The sequence below is a fragment of the Agromyces sp. Y575 genome (assembly GCF_059445445.1).
On the sequence record NZ_JCAIUI010000001.1, the window covers coordinates 370,073 to 385,424 of the forward strand.

Here is a 15,352-nt window from a genome sequence, read left to right on the forward strand (position 1 = left end):
ACTCAGGGCGATTCGCGGGGGCGGATGTCGCCGAGTTCCGCCTTCTGGGCGGTGCTCATTCCTCGTGTGTCGCCGGCGAGGAGATTGTTCCGACCTCGTGGAGTGACGGGTCGGGAGAGCCGATCCCCACCCCATCAGGCAGCAGGTAACCCTCTGCATACGCGATGCGGTCTCGCTCAGCCGCCAAGTCGTCTGTCCCTTCAGTAGCAACGAGTTTCGCGAAACACGCCCCGTCAATGTCATGGAGCACCTTGGCTCCCGACTCCCCCGTAGTAACCGGCGCCCACTCCCCTCCCGTCGGCGGGCAGCAGCCCATCACCATCTTCGAAGTGTTCGCCAGCATGCAGTTTGGGGAAAGTTGGCTACGCTGCAGTGGCGCACGGAACTGCCTCTAGCAGCGGGCGGGTACGCGATAGCCACAGTCAGTTGGGCGACGTCGCAGTATGCCAGAACACGGATATCCTCGCGGTATGACTCAGCTGCTGGTGCCCACGACCTCGTCGCATTCAGCGCGGGTTGGCTTCTGGACCGTAGCCACTCTCGGGCCGTTGGGAGCCACAGTCGCATGGGTTTGGTACGGCTTCGCTCAGTTCGAAGCGCAGACCGAGCAATGCAAGGCGCTCGCAGCTGGCACGACCGAGGCAGGGTTCGCCGAGCTCTTCGGCGGCATTCCACTGATCCTCCTTCACCTCGTAGGGCTGATCGCGCTCGTGGCACTCGGATGGAGGAGCTACCGGTGGCGCGGTCTCACCTACGCTGCCGCTGCACTCGTGATCGCCTCAGCGATCGGCATCGGCATTGCACAGCTCCTGTGGGCAGGGGACCTGTTTCAGCTCGGCATCAACAACACCAACTGCTTGCCCTGATCCGCCGGCGGAGCTTTGTGCAAATTCGGTTGAGAGACTTCACCATCAGTAGATCTACAACCTGCAAAGAATGCAGGATGTTGTGGCGCGCTCGAGCTCGCCAACTGGGGCTGCGCTAGCCCGTTGAGGGATCGGCAAACAAGTAGACCTGACCACTTGCGATGATCGTCGAGGCACAACCCACACCGCGATCTCATCGCGCAGAGAGAGTGCGAGAATCTCAGAAGACGCGGTCGGCGACCTTCACACGAGTGGCCGATGCTAACGCGGCGTTGACCTGATCTGCTGATGTCGGGCCGGGTTCGGAGGAAAGAAGCTGGTCATCGGGAGTGTTCGAATCCGCGAGGTAGATGCGTGTGAAGCCTCCGGACTCGGGTTCGAACTTCCAGCTGTCGGAGAGCGTGCCGGCGTCGACAGTGTCGAAGCCGAGCCGGTCAATGAGTGCCGCCGCTTCACGCTTTGCTTCGTCGTCGTCGGACGCGATGGGGAGGGCGGAGCGGTCGGCGGCACCGCTGGGCCGTGAAAGGAGGGGGATGTGGTGGGCGAGGATATTGCCGAATGCTTTGACATAGCGGGCTCCCACGAGCCATCCGTGCACCAGCTCGCTTGCAGTCACGGTCTCGGTATCGAGTTGCGTGACCCGGCCGTCGCGGAACGGGTAGTAGTTGCTAGTGTCCAGCACAAGTTTGTCGCGGAGCAGTCCGGCAGGTAGGTCCTTGATCGCGAGTAGTGGAATGGAGAGCACAATCGCCTCTCCGCTGCTGGCCGCTTCTTCGACTGTGCCAGCCTTGGCGAGTGGTCCGAGCTCGGTAACGAGGTCACGGAGGGACTCAGGTCCGCGGGAGTTCGCAAGGACCACGTTCATACCTGACGCAACGGCGAGTCGAGCGACCGCCGATCCGATGTTCCCACTTCCAATGATTCCCAATGTCGTCATGCTCATTCCCTTCGATAATGTTCAATGGTCTGGGTGCCAGCCGAGCGACACTCCTTAGGCTTGAACCCGACCTCAGTCGCACTGATTCCCTTATCCCTGACGACGAGGGCGTCGCTCGAGTGCGCGCAAAGAGGGACGTTGAGCGACGCGGATTGATCACGAGCTGCATGAGACAGAGGTCGGCACGCCTCGCGTGTCACAGGCGGAACCCTAACCGGACGGACAGTTCGTCCGGTGAATTCGGGGCCGCGCATCGAAGGAGAGCAACGAGATGAGACCACTTCGGTACTCGATCAACGTCACGCTCGACGGCTGCTGCCATCACGAGGCGGGGCTCCCCCCGGACGAGGAGTCAATGCGCTACTGGACGGCTGAGATGGAGCGAGCCGATGCCCTGCTATTCGGCCGGGTGACCTACGAGATGATGGAGTCGGCGTGGCGGAAGCCGGCCACGGGCACGTGGCCTGACTGGATGGATGAGTCGCAGATCCCGTTCGCCGAGACCATCGACCGGGCGAAGAAGTACGTCGTGTCGAGCACGCTGAGCGGGGTCGATTGGAATGCCGAGCCGGTGCGAGGCGACTTGGGGCCAGCGGTTCAGCGGCTCAAGCAGGAGTCGGGCGAGGGCCTGTGGGTGGGCGGCGTGACGCTCCCCCTGGCATTGGCAGATCTGGGACTGATCGACGAGTACGAGTTCCTGGTGCAGCCGGTGCTTGCCGGACACGGGCCGACGTTGCTCGCTGGTCTGCGCGAGCGCATCCAGCTCGCGCTCGTGGATCGCCATGAGTTCCGGTCGGGGGCGATCGCGCTGCGATACCGGCCCACGCGAGTCACTGCGTGACGTGATTTGGTGCCCTGGACGCTTCAAGCGTGACCGAACTTTGTGGGTCGGTTAGCGACTTCGTCATCAGCAAGAAGCGCTATTGCAGTAGATGCACATCCAGTTTGGCCAATGCTTGCGTGCACCGTTTCAAGACGCCCTGACGACGGCACCGCGCTTCCCGCGGGCACGGCTTCGCAGAGAGATCGTGCGTGTCCGAGAGGGTAGTCACGCGCCCCTCTTCCGGCTAGCGTTGCACCTACCTACACACGAGAAGCGGGGGCAACATGTGCACAGGGCTGAGCTACACCACGCGGGATCACTACTTCGGGCGCAATCTCGACCTTGAGTTCTCATATAACGAGACCGTCACCGTCACACCGCGGAACTTCACGTTCGACTTCCGCAAGGCGCCTGCGCTCACCACGCATCACGCGATCATCGGGATAGCGACCATCGCGGACGGCTACCCGCTGTACTACGACGCGACGAACGAGAAGGGCCTCAGCATGGCAGGGCTCAACTTCGTGGAGAACGCCGACTACAAGCCCGAAGCGGACGGCAAGACGAATATCACGCCGTTCGAACTCATCCCTTGGCTCCTCGGTCAATTCGAGACCGTTGACGAGGTGAAGACGGCCCTTTCGACGCTGAACCTCGTGAAGATCGACTTCAGCGAAACCTTCCCGCTCTCCCCGCTGCACTGGATCATCTCCGACCGAACGGCATCCATCACGGTCGAGAGCGTGAAGGACGGGCTGAAGGTCTACGACAATCCCATCGGGTTGCTCACCAACAACCCGACCTTCGACATCCAGTCCTTCAACCTGAACAACTACATGCACCTGTCGAGGAAGCCTCCCGAGAAGAACTTCTCAGACGAGCTGCAGTTCGACGTCTACAGCCGAGGAATGGGCGCGATCGGCCTCCCGGGAGACCTCTCTTCGGCATCTCGCTTCGTCAAGGCGGCCTTTACGAAGATGAACTCGGTGTCTGGCGACTCCGAGTCGGAGTCGATCAGTCAGTTCTTCCACATCCTGGGGTCAGTGGCACAGCAGCGGGGATGCGCCGAGGTCTCCCCCGGGAAGTTCGAGATCACGATCTACTCGACGTGCTGCAACACCGACAAGGGAATCTTTTACTACACGACCTACGAGAACAGCCAGCTGACCGCGGTCGACATGCACAAGGAAGACCTCGACGGAAACACGCTGACTGCATACCCGCTGATCAAGGGCCAGCAGGTGCATATGCAGAATTGAGGTTGGTACAGCCGGAGACGGGCCAACCCGGTCGTTCGCGGGCCGAACCATCAGCGGATGCCAAGTTCGCGAGATGCAGCATGCTGCATCTCGCGAACACCGGCGTGTTCAGCTCTTCTTCAGCTCTTCGGCGAACATTACGAGGATGCCGCTCGGACCGCGGAGGTACGTGAGCTTGTAGATGTCTTCGTAGGTCGCCACGCCGCGAAGCGGACGGTATCCGTGCCTCGCGGCTGTCTCGAGGGCTTCGTCGATGTCGTCGACTGAGAAGGCGACTCGGTGCATGCCGATTTCGTTGGGAAGAGTGGGCGTCGTCTCGATCGCTTCGGGATGGATGTACTCGAAGAGCTCGAGTCGACCGTGACCGTCTGGCGTTTGGAGCATTGCGATGTTGGCGTGGTTGCCATCGAGGCCGACGGCAGTGTCGGTCCACTCGCCGCTGACCGTGTCACGGCCGACGACCGTGAGACCGAGGTCGGTGAAGAAGGAGATCGTTGCTTCGAGGTCGCGAACGGCGATGCCGACGTTCTCAAGTTTGATGGACATAGTTTGCATGCTACCGAGCCGTCCCGATTCGTATCGCCTGGGCCTCCCCGACGTCTGCCGACCTCGTAGGCGTCAGCGCCAGAATTCAGCCGCCGACTGAGCGCCGCTATCTGCGCGTTTCTACGCTCAGTGCGGTCGTCGGAGCCGCTTCGTGGTTGCGAAAGTCGACACGTCGCACCCCGCAGACGGTGCACTGCACGTAGAGCACTTCACCGTCAGACGTGATGTGCCTGGATTCAACCCGCCACGCGTGCTCATGTCCTGCGTTCGAATCAACCGATTGATGGTTCTCTGGCGTGAAGCGTGTCGTCATGCATCCCACAGTGATGTAATGGTGTTGTGCATCTCAACCCTTACGGCGAGTATGCGGTCATGCTCGCAGTATGGCTGGCGAATGAATGGCGTGCCGAGCCCTGTCCAGGCGACGCCTCGATAGGGCTCACCTGCGGTCGGCATTCCCGTCGACGCGAATGTCCAGTGCAGTCAGAGCGCTGCGTGCCTGATCGGCATCGACGCCCTCCGCGACCGCCAGCAGAGCGGCTCTCCAGGCCGCAGCGATCATGCGACCCATCGGCGGCGGGGCTGGGTGGCTGAGCGTCGTCAGCAGTTCCACCAACGGGTCGTCCGCCGATCCGGCAGGCGGCTCACAGAGGAGCCATTCGAAGTCGTGGCTGACGGCGAAGTCGAACCCGACCAGTAGTGCCGCATTCACGGCTTCGGGGCCTCCCCCGGTGGCGCTGACAGCCCCCTCCATTCGATCGAGCAGTCGACGCTCGACATCGCGGCGCACGAACGTGTAGAGACCGAGCTTGCTCTCGAAGTGGTGGTAGATCGCGCCGGTCGTCACCCCGGCATCTGCGGCGAGCTCCCCGACGGTGACCACATCGAACGGCCGTGCTCCGAATGCGCGGACAGCGGTCAGCGCCAGCCGCCCCTTCGGGGACGTCGACACAGGAATCCACTCGCGCATATGTACATAATGCCGTTACGCTGGAAGCAATGCCAGTTACGACACGAAAGGAACACCTCATGAAGTTCGAATTCCTCTTCGCTCCCACTGCGAACATGGAAGCCTCCATCGCTCTCTACCGCAACGTCTTCGGCAGCGAAGAGGTGTGGCGCGAGGGTGACACGACGGTTGCGCTCACCCTTCCCGGCACTGACGTTCAGCTCATGCTCGATGCCAACGATCCGAGCGCACCGAGTGGGCCGCTGTTCGTCGTCGAGAGCGTGCAGGCCTTCCACGACAAGCGTCCGGCTACGCTCCAGGTCGTCGAGGAGCCTTCCGAGATCCCCGGTGGCTTCAACGCCGTCTACAAGGATGTCGGTGGCCAGACGATCTACATCATGGATCAATCGATCGACGCCGAGTAGCGCCTTCGTTCCCCTTCCTTGCGTTCCTCGTCCCGACTCTCGGCGCGGCAGCGGCCTGAACGGCGCCCATACGGCATACCAACGCTTGGGGCAAGGGGGTGACGTGATGGCTACAACGTGATTCTATGAAGGAACCTCATTCTGAAATCGGGGTCCACGAAGAAGCTTCATTTCTGAAATCGGGGTCAAAATGATTGGAGATCAACATGGCTGACAACGGCGGAATCTTCCTCTACATCGGCACGTACCCGAGCGAACTTGCCGCTCGGGCCGATTACGACATCGTCAAGGAGTTGCATCATGCGGGCGACGTTGGCACCTACGACGCGGCAGTGATTACGAAGGACGCCGAAGGAAAGGTGCACCTCAACAAGGACGAGATGGCAACTCGGCACGGCGGTTGGGGCGGGGCAGTCGCCGGCGCGGTGGTTGGTCTCCTCTTCCCGCCGGCCATCATTGGAACTGCGATTGTCGGTGGCGCGATCGGCGCGGCGAGCGGCCACCTGTGGCGCGGTGTGTCCCGCGCCGATGTCAAGGAAATCGGCGATCTCATCGACTCAGGCCAGGCAGCGCTGCTCGTTGCCGGCGCCAGCAACGTCGAAGATGCACTCGGCAAGGTAGAGCTGAAGGCCGAGAAGCACGTTGCCAAGCAGCTGACCAAGGTGAAGAAGTCCGAGCTCGACGCAGCAGTCAAGGCCGCTGCAAGCGAAGTGCGCGCAGGAAGCTAACTCCCACTCCGCGAGACGACGGGCCCGGCTCAGAGGAATCTGAGCCGGGCCTCTCGCTAGCGTCGACCGGGACTCGTGAGGATGACGAGTCGCTGGGTGGCTCTGGTCATCGCGACATATCGGTCGACCGCTCCTTCGATGCCCGTGCCGAAATCCTCCGGGTCGATGAGAATGACGAGATCGAATTCGAGCCCCTTCGAAAGTTCAGGGGTCAGTGACCGGACTCGGGACGTCGCCCCGAACGCGTCGACATCGACATCGCGCGTACCGATGACGCACGCGATCCCGTCGGCATACGTGGCAAGCCAGTTGCTGAGGATCGCGCCCAGGTTCGACAGGGATTCGTGCTCGACTGCGACGCCGCTGCTGCGAATCGAGGTCGGCACATTGGCGTCTGGCAAGACGGCTCGGATGATCGGCTCGGCTTCCGCCATCACCTCGGACGGCGTGCGGTAGTTGATGGTCAGGGCAGACTGGGTGATCCGGTGGAGTCCGATCCGTTCGAGCCGCTCCTGCCAGGACTCCGTGAACCCGTGTCGTGCCTGGGCGCGGTCGCCGACGATGGTGAAGCTGCGGGACGGGCAGCGGAGCAGCAGCATCTGCCACTCGGCATCCGTCAATTCCTGAGCCTCATCGACGACGATGTGCGCGAACGGACCGGCGAGCACGTCTGGATCGACCGCCGGCAGAACCGCGTCGTCGACCAGCGCGTTCTGCGCGTCGTGTCCGCGCAGCATCGACATCACCTGGAGCTCGGAGTCGTCGGTCGCGATCAGGTGATCGACCACCCGTGCCATCTCATCACGCTCGGCGGCGAGGATGGCAGCATCACGACGCTTGCGCTGCGACGCTCTCGGGTCGCCGATCCGCTGCCGCGCCGCGTCCAGCAGCGGTAGATCGGCCACCGTCCAAGCGCGGGCGTCTGCGCGCTGCAGTGCCTGGATCTCGTCGTCGTCGAGCCATGGGGCGCACTTCCTCAGGTACGCAGGGACAGACCACAGGTCACCGACGACGCCGGCCGCATCGAGCAGCGGCCACGCTCGGTTGAAAGTCGAGCGCAGTTCGCTGTTCTCCTCGAGTGACCGACGGAGCAGGTCAGCCGAAACGTCCTCGTCGTCGTGGTTGTCCATCAGGATCGTGAGCAGCTCGTCCCACACCTGATCGCGCGCCTCGTTGTGTGGAGTGCCTGGTTCCGGCGCCTCGAATGCCTCGGCCCAATCGCCGGCGTCCAGCCAGATGTCCGACCAGTGGGTCTCGATCACCATTCCCGCGGTGGGCGGCCGCTCGTAGTGCCTGACCGCCGCCTCGACCCCCTTCACCAAATCGGCGGATGCCTTCAGCCGGGCTACAGGCTGGTCGACTTCGATCGTTGCCTCCGCGCCCTCGGGAACGAGGTCCCGCAGGGTGCAGATCTGTACGCCCTCCTCTCCGAGGCTGGGAAGGACGTCGGCGACATAGGCCAGGTAGGCCGGATGCGGACCGACGAACAGCACCCCACCTCGGCGGTGCCCGAGGCGAGGGTCGGAGAAGAGGAGGTAGGCGGTGCGATGCAGGGCGACGACGGTCTTCCCCGTGCCCGGGCCGCCGTCGACGATGAGTGCACCACGGGATCCCGCGCGGATGATGGCGTCCTGATCGGCCTGAATGGTGGCGAGCACGTCCCGCATCCGGGTGGACCGGCTGCTGCCGAGGCTGGCGATGAAGGCGGACTGGTCGTCGAGCGCGGCGTTCCCTTCGAATCCGTCCGTGGTGAACACCTCATCCCAAAAATCGACGATTCGACCGCGTGTCCAGCGATATCTCCGGCGACTCACCAGACCCATCGGGTTGGCGTGCGTCGCTCCGAAGAACGGCTCGGCCGCAGGGGAACGCCAGTCGATGAGCAGCTGGTGTCCCGTACTGTCCGTTAGGCCGAGCCGTCCGACGTACACGGGTTCGGGAATCTCCGCGCTCACCATGCGCCCGAGGCACACGTCCAGGCCGAAACGGCGCAGCGTACGTAGACGAGCGGTCAGCCGGTGGATCTCAAGGTCCCGGTCCAACGCCTCCTGCCCCGTCCGCCCGGGTTCCTTACGCACAGCATCGAGACGGTCTGATACGTCGGCGATCGAGTGCTCGAGGCTCTCCGCGATCGTCGCGAAGTGCTGCTCGTCGTCGACGATCAGCGGTGGGACGGCCTTGGCTGTGAGACGGTCGGGAAGGTTGAACACGCTTGTGGTCAGGGTCATGTCATCGGTTCCCTTCACCGCTGTGCGCGTCGACCAGATCGAGACACGGCGTATGCTGCCCCGGCCTTCGTAGCGCAGCGCACCTCGTCGCCGCCCGGCGAGTCCCACTCGCGGTTCGACGACCCCCCGAACAACCCTTCTTCGACAACCATGCACGCATCGCTTGACTCCCCTATGCCGCTGACTCCGGCCTCGGCCGACCAGTCTGCGGCATGCCCGGGGCCTTGCCGCAAGCCCCCCTCACTGCTATAGATTTGAAGTGGCGAGGTGAGTAGTCCCCCGCTCGCAAGCAGCTCCTGCCACTGCGCCCAGCTCGAGACGAATCCGACGGACAGATCGTGGAGCTTCAAGTGCGACGCGCCGTCGACGACGTTCAGATCGGCGTTGTCGACGGCGTCGCTCGGCGACGCTCGCCGACGCGCGGCAGATCGACCATGGCGGCACTCGACTCCCACAGATCGACAGCGTTCTCCAAGTCGTACGACAGCCTCGACGAACGCGTCTCGCGCCCGTTGGAGTAGTACCTCCCGTCACCCGGCACATCGTTGCTCACGACGAGCTCCGCCAATCTCCTGCCGGAGGTCGCGGGACGGTGATGGTTTCGCCGAACCAGCGTCGCGACCGGAAGCACGTACTTCCACCCGAATCGGAACAGCGGTGGATACGAACGCGCAAGGCCCGTGCCGGGCATCTGACCAGGATCGAAACTGCTCACGCGAATGGAACGGAGGCGTTCGTCCGTCGAGGTGGAGAGTCGCCGTGAGAGCTCGTGCGCACAGTAGATGTTGCACAGTTTCGAAGTCGTGTATCGGCGTCTGCCGGCGACCTTGCCCGGCTCGAAGTCGCCGGCGAGCTCGCGCGCGTTGCGATAGCGCGGCTCCGGGAATCCGGTCTTCTCAGCAGGATCGTGTGTCGCGCTGGAGACGAATACGATGTGACCGCGAGCAGCGACTTCCGGCAGCAGGAGTCTCGTCAGCAGGTAGTGGCCGAGGTGGTTGACCCCGAATGTGGCTTCGTAGCCGTCGGCGGTCTTCACGGCGGCGCCGACGCTGTGCACGCCAGCGTTGCAGACGACGCCGGCAAGGGGCGGCCGTTCGGCGTGCCGGTAGGTCTCGACGAAGCTCCGAACGGAGTCGAGCGCAGCGAGATCGAGCGTCGACGCCTCGGCGGAACAACCCATCCCCCGCAGGCGGTTCACGGCCAGCGCGCACTTCTCCGCGTCGCGACCGGCGATGATGACGTGATTGTCGCTGCCGGTTCCGAGGAACCGGGCGCATTCGAAGCCCAGGCCGGCGTTGCCGCCGGTCACGACGAATGTCCGGGTTGTCGGCCAGCGCGTGTCCATGTGTCTACTCCTCGATGCAAGTATGCACCCATGGTGACAATCACACAAGAATGCAATCCTCCGGATGTATCATCAACCCATGTCCGAAGCGAAGCGCACTCCTCCGCAGAGCCTGCGAGAGCGCCCCAGTTTTCTGCTCTCTCAGCTGGGATACCTCTCCGACACGCGATTCGACGAGCTGCTCGTGCCACTCGGCATCAACGCCCGACAGGTGGGGTTGTTGCGCATCCTCGCCGACACCGAATGGCGGACACAGCAGCAGTTGTCTGCGGAGCTGCGGGTCCATCGCAACGTGATGGTCGGCATGGTCGATGAGCTCGAGCAACGTGGATTGGTCGAACGCCGGCGGCATCCCGTCGACCGGCGCGCGCACGCCGTTCACCTCACCGACGCGTCGAAGAACCTGTTGCCACGAATCGAATCAAGCCTCGACGAGTGCGACGACGGCCTGCTGGGCGTACTCGCTCCGACGGAGCGGAAGTCACTCGTCGCAATGCTGCAACGCATCGCCGACGGTGCCGGGCTCGCACCGGGGGTGCACCCGGGGTACGACGCGATCTACCCAACAGGTACCTAACCGACTCGCGCGCTCAGCGCGACGAATTCCGCTCGGCGAACTTCTCGAGACGCTTTCCGGATGCCGGCATGCCGAGTTCGTTGAACGGCCCCTCGACCTCGGGTTCGGGCAGGCGCTCATCGGTCGGGCAGACCAGCACCGTATTCGCGGTCGAGTGGTCGATGACGTGCTCGAACATCGGATGCCCGCAGATCGGACACGCCCGCTCGCTGGCGGGTATTTGAGGATCCGACCCCTCTTCCACCACCGGCGGTGGGCCGAACGCGGGCAGCAACGCCCGGTCGATACGGTCGAAGAAGTGAGTGAATGCGTTGCCGTCGGGGCGGCTCGCCTCGTCGCGTGCCATGGCCAGATGGTACGCCTGCTCGCCGTTCACCGCCACCGTCGGATTCGCGCGGCCCAGCGCGCATAGGGTGAAGACATGACGGATGCCGCAACGACACGCCCGGTCACGATCATCACCGGCGCGAGCCGCGGCATCGGTGCAGCGATCGCCGAGCGCCTCGCCGCCGATGGTCACGACCTCGCGCTCACCTACCGCGAGCGTCGAGACGAGGCCGACGCGATCGCTCGCCGGTGCGCTGCATCCGGTGCCCGCGTGCTCCTGCTGCAGGTCGATCTTGCCGACCTCGATGTCGCGGCGACCGTGGTGCCCGCGACCATCGCCGAGTTCGGTCGAGTGACGGGGCTCGTCAACAACGCCGGGATCACCGGCCTCATCGGCGGATTCCTCGACGCGACGATCGAAGAGAGCGAGCTGCTCTTCCGGGTCAACGTGCTCGCACCGATCGTGCTCACGAGAGCGGCGATCGCCCACATGGCGACCGACCGCGGCGGGGCGGGCGGATGCATCGTGAATATCTCTTCGGGCGCGGCGACGACCGGTTCGCCGAACACGTACATCCCGTATGCCATGAGCAAAGCGGCGCTGAACGCGCTCACCGCGGGTGCTTCGAAGGAGTTCGGACCCGTGGGAGTACGGGTCAACACGGTCTCCCCCGGCACCACACGCACCGAGATCCATGCTGCCGCGGGGCGGCCGAATGCGCCTGACGAGCGTGCCCGCAAGATCCCAATGCGCCGCGCCGGAGAACCGCATGAGATCGCCGGCGCTGTCGCCTACTTGTTCTCAGCCGACGCGGCGTACACCTCCGGTGCCGACATCAGGGTCGCCGGCGGCAACTGAACTGCACGACGGGCGCATCACGCCTCGCCGAAGCCCGATTCAGCGAGCTCGGCGATCGCGTCGACTGCCGCCCGCCCGTCGGGGTCTTCGCTCGCGATTTCGACCCGGGCACCTTTCGTGAGCCCGAGCGACATGATGCCGAGCAGGCTCTTCGCGTCGGTGCCATTGACGGTGACCTTCTGTGCGAACGTGCTCGCGAGCTTCACGAGTTCCGCCGCGGGCCGGGCGTGCAGTCCGTCGGAATTCACGAGGCTGATGGTTCTGGCATAGCCGGATGCCTCGTGCCGGCTGTCATCGGCAGCATCCGCGCGTTCGGCCGAGTGCACGCCGCCGGCCGTTTCGGCGGCTCCCGCGCCCGCCGCCCCGCGCGCCGACTCGGCGGCCGCGATGACGACGTCGATCGGGTCCCCCGACTCCGCCGCAACCGCTGCGGCCACCCCGCCCTCGACGAGCGGTGCGTCGGCGATACGTACGCGCGCCCGCAGTTCGTCGTCGAGGAAATCGAGGGCGGTTTCGGTCGTGAGGATCGCTGAGCCCAAGTCGCACAACACCACGACGCCCGCGCCGGCGTCGGCCTCTGCGATACCCGCGGTCACACGATCGAAACTCGTGCCGATGCGACCGTCGTCGGTGCCGCCCGCCGCGACGAGCGTGGCCGTCGGCGCCATCTGCCGGGCGAGTTCGACGAGTCCTTCGGCGATGCCGGCCGAATGCGAGACGAAGACGATGCCGACTTTGCCGGTAGTGCCCACCTCACGCCCCCGCTGAAGCCGCAGCCGCGTCGGCGGCGGCTCGCAGGAGCAGAGCGCTCGATTCGGCGCCCGGGTCACGGTGGCCTGCAGAGCGTTCGCCGAGATAGCTCGCCCGGCCCTTTCGGGCGATGAGCGGCTCGGTCGCCGCCGCACCGGCCTCGGCAGCGTCGGCCGCGGCGGCGAAGACGCCGGCAGCGTCCGTGCCGGCTGCGGCCGCGGCAGCCGCTGCGTCGACGGCTGGAGTCCACGCGTCCACCATCGTCTTGTCGCCCGACTCCGCCTTGCCGCGTGACACCACCCCATCGCGCGCCGCCGCGAGGATCGCGGCGATGGCCGGGCCGTCGAGTGAGACCGCACCGCCTGCCGCTGCCGCTGCCTTCAGGTAGGCGGTGCCGTAGAGCGGGCCGGCGGCTCCGCCGACCGTCGAGATGAGGGTCGTCGCCACGAGCTTCAGCACATCACCGGGGGTTGATCCGGCAGCCAGGTCGTCGAGTTTCGGCAGCACCGCCTGGAAACCGCGATCCATGTTCTCGCCATGATCGCCATCACCGATTTCACGATCGAGCGTGATCAGCTCAACTCGATGCTCCGAGATGACCTGCGCGCTCCGTCTGACCCAGTCCACAGCCCAGGTGATGTCCAATCCCACCGAGATTCCCCCTTCGATCCGTTTTCATCGTCCCCACCGCAGTGCAGCAGTCTGCACCGGAGCATCCCACAATTCGACCATCTCGTCGTCGAGCTTCAGCAGCGTGATCGACATGCCCTGCATCTCGAGCGCCGTGATGAAGTTTCCGACGAGCGACCGGCCGATCTCGATGCCGCGCTCTTCGAGCACCTCTGCCGCACGTCGGTACGCGAGGTACAGCTCGATCTGCGGGGTGCCGCCCATGCCATTCACGAACAGCAGCGCGCGTTCGCCTCGCTCGTACGGCAGGTCTTCGAGGATCGGCTCGAGCAGCCGGTCGACGAGTCGGTCGGCGGGTTCGAGCTTGATGCGCGCCCGCCCTGGCTCGCCGTGGATGCCGATGCCGATCTCGATCTCGTCCTCGGCGAGCGTGAAGCTGGGCTCACCTGCATGCGGCACGATGCAGGGCGTCAACGCGAGCCCCATCGACCGCGCATGCGCGTTCACCCGCTCCGCGATGACGGCGACCTCATCGAGGGAGTCGCCCCGCTCTGCGGCGGCTCCCGCGATCTTCTCGACGAGCACCGTGCCGGCTACCCCGCGCCGGCCCGCCGTGTAGAGCGAGTCCTTGACGGCGACGTCGTCGTCGGTGATGACGGCGCGCACGTCGATGCCGTCGGCGGACGCCAGGTCTGCAGCGGTCTCGAAATTCAGCACGTCACCCGTGTAGTTCTTCACGATGTGGAGTACGCCCGCTCCCCCGTCGACGGCTTTGGTCGCGGCGAGGATCGGATCCGGAGTCGGAGATGTGAACACCGCGCCGGGCACGGCGGCATCGAGCATGCCGAATCCGACGAAGCCAGCGTGAAGGGGCTCGTGCCCACTGCCGCCGCCGCTCACGATGCCGACCTTGCCGACGCTCGGAGCGTCGGCCCGCACGACGAACATCGGATCGAACTCGACTCGAACGAGATCGGCGTGGGCGAGCCCGAACCCCGCGACCGACTCTTCGACGACCCGCTTCGGATCGTTGATGATCTTCTTCACGGACATCCCTTCCACTCAGCTGCCGGACGCCGTGCAGCCGTGCATCGACGTCGACGCAGTACTCATCGCAAACCTACGCCCGTCGCGCCGTCGACCGTAAGAGGCCGTGTGAAATCTCATACCCCCATTCCGCGGCGCGGCCGGTCTGAGTATCGTGGGCAGTGTTCCGCCCCTGGGCGTGGCCCACTGGGCTCAGCGAAAAGGATGGATGGTCAACGTGGACAATCTCGGAGTGCTGTTCCTCAGCGAGCTCGTCGGAACGGCGATGCTCGTGCTCCTCGGCTGCGGGGTGGTGGCCAACGTCGCCCTCGCCAAGACGAAGGGCTTCAACGGCGGGTTCCTCATGGTGACGATCGGCTGGGGCCTCGCGGTCTTCGCCGGCGTCATCGTGTCGTATGCGTCGGGCGCGCACATCAACCCTGCAGTCACCCTCGGTCTCGTGGCGAACGGTGCCACGGAGTTCGGAAATGCCGCCCTCGGTCTCACCGTGCCGGTGGACTTCCTCTCGGTGACCGCGTACATCGGTGCGCAACTGATCGGTGCCATCATCGGTGCCGTGTTCGTCTGGCTCGCCTACAAGCAGCACTTCGACGAGGAGCCGCAGCCGGCGTCGAAGCTGGGTGTCTTCTCGACCGGCCCCGGCATCCGCAACTATGCGTGGAACATGGTCACCGAGATGATCGGCACCTTCGTTCTGGTCTTCGTCGTGATCGCTTTCGGCGGCGGACGCCAGGGTGACGGCGGTCTGGCAGCGCTCGGCGCGCTCCCGGTGGCGCTTCTCGTGATCGCCATCGGCGTCTCGCTCGGTGGCCCGACGGGGTACGCGATCAACCCGGCCCGTGACCTCGGCCCCCGCATCGCGCACGCGATCCTGCCGATCAAGGGCAAGGGCGGCAGCGATTGGTCGTACTCGTGGGTGCCGGTGTTCGGACCGATCCTCGGCGGTCTGATCGCCGGATGGGCGGCGATCCCACTGCTCCCCCTCATCAGCTGAGCGCGTCGGGGCCGGCCCGTCGGGCCGGCCCCGACGTCATCCATCCGAACGATCGCCGGCGC

The 15,352-nt window shown here is 64.9% G+C and carries 17 protein-coding genes; 8 read left to right on the forward strand and 9 right to left on the reverse strand.

Translation table 11 applies throughout. The features are described 5' to 3' along the window. The first annotated feature begins 470 nt into the window (after window positions 1-470). On the forward strand, window positions 471-866 hold the full coding sequence (locus AC1C2U_RS01870) for a hypothetical protein (protein ID WP_495360021.1): 396 nt from the start codon (window positions 471-473) through the stop codon (window positions 864-866). Between the two features lie 220 nt (window positions 867-1,086). Here AC1C2U_RS01870 and AC1C2U_RS01875 read toward each other — a convergent pair whose 3' ends face one another. Beyond that, window positions 1,087-1,809 (reverse strand): NADPH-dependent F420 reductase, encoded by a 723-nt coding sequence (locus AC1C2U_RS01875; protein WP_495360022.1) that lies wholly within the window; start codon window positions 1,807-1,809, stop codon window positions 1,087-1,089. 265 nt (window positions 1,810-2,074) lie between these two features. Between AC1C2U_RS01875 and AC1C2U_RS01880 the strand changes: the two genes are divergently transcribed. After that, complete coding sequence (locus AC1C2U_RS01880) at window positions 2,075-2,644, forward strand: dihydrofolate reductase family protein (RefSeq protein ID WP_495360023.1); 570 nt, start codon at window positions 2,075-2,077, stop codon at window positions 2,642-2,644. 266 nt (window positions 2,645-2,910) lie between these two features. After that, window positions 2,911-3,885 (forward strand): choloylglycine hydrolase, encoded by a 975-nt coding sequence (bsh, locus tag AC1C2U_RS01885; protein ID WP_495360024.1) that lies wholly within the window; start codon window positions 2,911-2,913, stop codon window positions 3,883-3,885. A gap of 108 nt (window positions 3,886-3,993) precedes the next feature. On the opposite strand, the gene AC1C2U_RS01890 is transcribed toward bsh, so the two are convergent. Beyond that, window positions 3,994-4,431 carry a VOC family protein gene (locus AC1C2U_RS01890; RefSeq protein WP_495360025.1) on the reverse strand — a complete coding sequence of 146 codons (438 nt, stop codon included), beginning with the start codon at window positions 4,429-4,431 and terminating at the stop codon, window positions 3,994-3,996. Window positions 4,432-4,870: 439 nt separating this feature from the next. Beyond that, a complete protein-coding gene (locus tag AC1C2U_RS01895) occupies window positions 4,871-5,383 on the reverse strand; it encodes a TetR/AcrR family transcriptional regulator (protein WP_495360026.1) in 513 nt (170 codons plus the stop codon). Between the two features lie 77 nt (window positions 5,384-5,460). On the opposite strand from AC1C2U_RS01895, the gene AC1C2U_RS01900 reads away from it, so the two are divergent. Next, window positions 5,461-5,805, forward strand: a complete 345-nt coding sequence (locus AC1C2U_RS01900) for a VOC family protein (protein WP_495360027.1) — start codon at window positions 5,461-5,463, stop codon at window positions 5,803-5,805. A 206-nt stretch (window positions 5,806-6,011) separates the two neighbouring features. Beyond that, complete coding sequence (locus AC1C2U_RS01905) at window positions 6,012-6,533, forward strand: DUF1269 domain-containing protein (protein WP_495360028.1); 522 nt, start codon at window positions 6,012-6,014, stop codon at window positions 6,531-6,533. Window positions 6,534-6,589: 56 nt separating this feature from the next. On the opposite strand, the gene helR is transcribed toward AC1C2U_RS01905, so the two are convergent. Together helR and AC1C2U_RS01915 are read right to left on the reverse strand one after the other, a co-directional pair. After that, a complete protein-coding gene (helR, locus tag AC1C2U_RS01910) occupies window positions 6,590-8,761 on the reverse strand; it encodes an RNA polymerase recycling motor ATPase HelR (protein WP_495360029.1) in 2,172 nt (723 codons plus the stop codon). Window positions 8,762-9,134: 373 nt separating this feature from the next. Continuing rightward, window positions 9,135-10,106, reverse strand: a complete 972-nt coding sequence (locus tag AC1C2U_RS01915; protein WP_495360030.1) for an SDR family NAD(P)-dependent oxidoreductase — start codon at window positions 10,104-10,106, stop codon at window positions 9,135-9,137. A gap of 79 nt (window positions 10,107-10,185) precedes the next feature. Between AC1C2U_RS01915 and AC1C2U_RS01920 the strand changes: the two genes are divergently transcribed. Next, window positions 10,186-10,683 (forward strand): MarR family winged helix-turn-helix transcriptional regulator, encoded by a 498-nt coding sequence (locus AC1C2U_RS01920; RefSeq protein WP_495360031.1) that lies wholly within the window; start codon window positions 10,186-10,188, stop codon window positions 10,681-10,683. Between the two features lie 13 nt (window positions 10,684-10,696). On the opposite strand, the gene AC1C2U_RS01925 is transcribed toward AC1C2U_RS01920, so the two are convergent. Next, window positions 10,697-11,029 (reverse strand): hypothetical protein, encoded by a 333-nt coding sequence (locus AC1C2U_RS01925; protein ID WP_495360032.1) that lies wholly within the window; start codon window positions 11,027-11,029, stop codon window positions 10,697-10,699. Between the two features lie 75 nt (window positions 11,030-11,104). Here AC1C2U_RS01925 and AC1C2U_RS01930 point away from each other — a divergent pair, with 75 nt between their 5' ends. Next, on the forward strand, window positions 11,105-11,869 hold the full coding sequence (locus AC1C2U_RS01930) for an SDR family NAD(P)-dependent oxidoreductase (protein ID WP_495360033.1): 765 nt from the start codon (window positions 11,105-11,107) through the stop codon (window positions 11,867-11,869). 17 nt (window positions 11,870-11,886) lie between these two features. On the opposite strand, the gene dhaM is transcribed toward AC1C2U_RS01930, so the two are convergent. From dhaM to dhaK, 3 genes are read right to left on the reverse strand one after another with little or no spacing between them, the layout of a single operon-like run. Next, window positions 11,887-12,621, reverse strand: a complete 735-nt coding sequence (dhaM, locus tag AC1C2U_RS01935) for a dihydroxyacetone kinase phosphoryl donor subunit DhaM (protein WP_495360034.1) — start codon at window positions 12,619-12,621, stop codon at window positions 11,887-11,889. Window position 12,622: 1 nt separating this feature from the next. Beyond that, complete coding sequence (gene dhaL / locus AC1C2U_RS01940; RefSeq protein WP_495354045.1) at window positions 12,623-13,270, reverse strand: dihydroxyacetone kinase subunit DhaL; 648 nt, start codon at window positions 13,268-13,270, stop codon at window positions 12,623-12,625. A gap of 24 nt (window positions 13,271-13,294) precedes the next feature. After that, a complete protein-coding gene (gene dhaK, locus AC1C2U_RS01945; RefSeq protein WP_495360035.1) occupies window positions 13,295-14,296 on the reverse strand; it encodes a dihydroxyacetone kinase subunit DhaK in 1,002 nt (333 codons plus the stop codon). Window positions 14,297-14,513: 217 nt separating this feature from the next. On the opposite strand from dhaK, the gene AC1C2U_RS01950 reads away from it, so the two are divergent. Next, a complete protein-coding gene (locus AC1C2U_RS01950; RefSeq protein ID WP_495360036.1) occupies window positions 14,514-15,290 on the forward strand; it encodes an MIP/aquaporin family protein in 777 nt (258 codons plus the stop codon). The last annotated feature ends 62 nt before the right edge of the window (window positions 15,291-15,352 follow it).

Excerpts from the sequence above, each read along its gene's own strand:
- AC1C2U_RS01880 (WP_495360023.1), top strand. The coding sequence starts at position 2,075 with ATGAGACCACTTCGGTACTCGATCAACGTCACGCTCGACGGCTGCTGC.
- AC1C2U_RS01925 (WP_495360032.1), bottom strand. The coding sequence starts at position 11,029 with ATGGCACGCGACGAGGCGAGCCGCCCCGACGGCAACGCATTCACTCAC.
- AC1C2U_RS01900 (WP_495360027.1), top strand. The coding sequence starts at position 5,461 with ATGAAGTTCGAATTCCTCTTCGCTCCCACTGCGAACATGGAAGCCTCC.
- AC1C2U_RS01930 (WP_495360033.1), top strand. The coding sequence starts at position 11,105 with ATGACGGATGCCGCAACGACACGCCCGGTCACGATCATCACCGGCGCG.
- bsh (WP_495360024.1), top strand. The coding sequence starts at position 2,911 with ATGTGCACAGGGCTGAGCTACACCACGCGGGATCACTACTTCGGGCGC.
- AC1C2U_RS01920 (WP_495360031.1), top strand. The coding sequence starts at position 10,186 with ATGTCCGAAGCGAAGCGCACTCCTCCGCAGAGCCTGCGAGAGCGCCCC.
- AC1C2U_RS01875 (WP_495360022.1), bottom strand. The coding sequence starts at position 1,809 with ATGAGCATGACGACATTGGGAATCATTGGAAGTGGGAACATCGGATCG.
- AC1C2U_RS01915 (WP_495360030.1), bottom strand. The coding sequence starts at position 10,106 with ATGGACACGCGCTGGCCGACAACCCGGACATTCGTCGTGACCGGCGGC.
- AC1C2U_RS01890 (WP_495360025.1), bottom strand. The coding sequence starts at position 4,431 with ATGTCCATCAAACTTGAGAACGTCGGCATCGCCGTTCGCGACCTCGAA.
- AC1C2U_RS01905 (WP_495360028.1), top strand. The coding sequence starts at position 6,012 with ATGGCTGACAACGGCGGAATCTTCCTCTACATCGGCACGTACCCGAGC.
- AC1C2U_RS01870 (WP_495360021.1), top strand. The coding sequence starts at position 471 with ATGACTCAGCTGCTGGTGCCCACGACCTCGTCGCATTCAGCGCGGGTT.
- helR (WP_495360029.1), bottom strand. The coding sequence starts at position 8,761 with ATGACCCTGACCACAAGCGTGTTCAACCTTCCCGACCGTCTCACAGCC.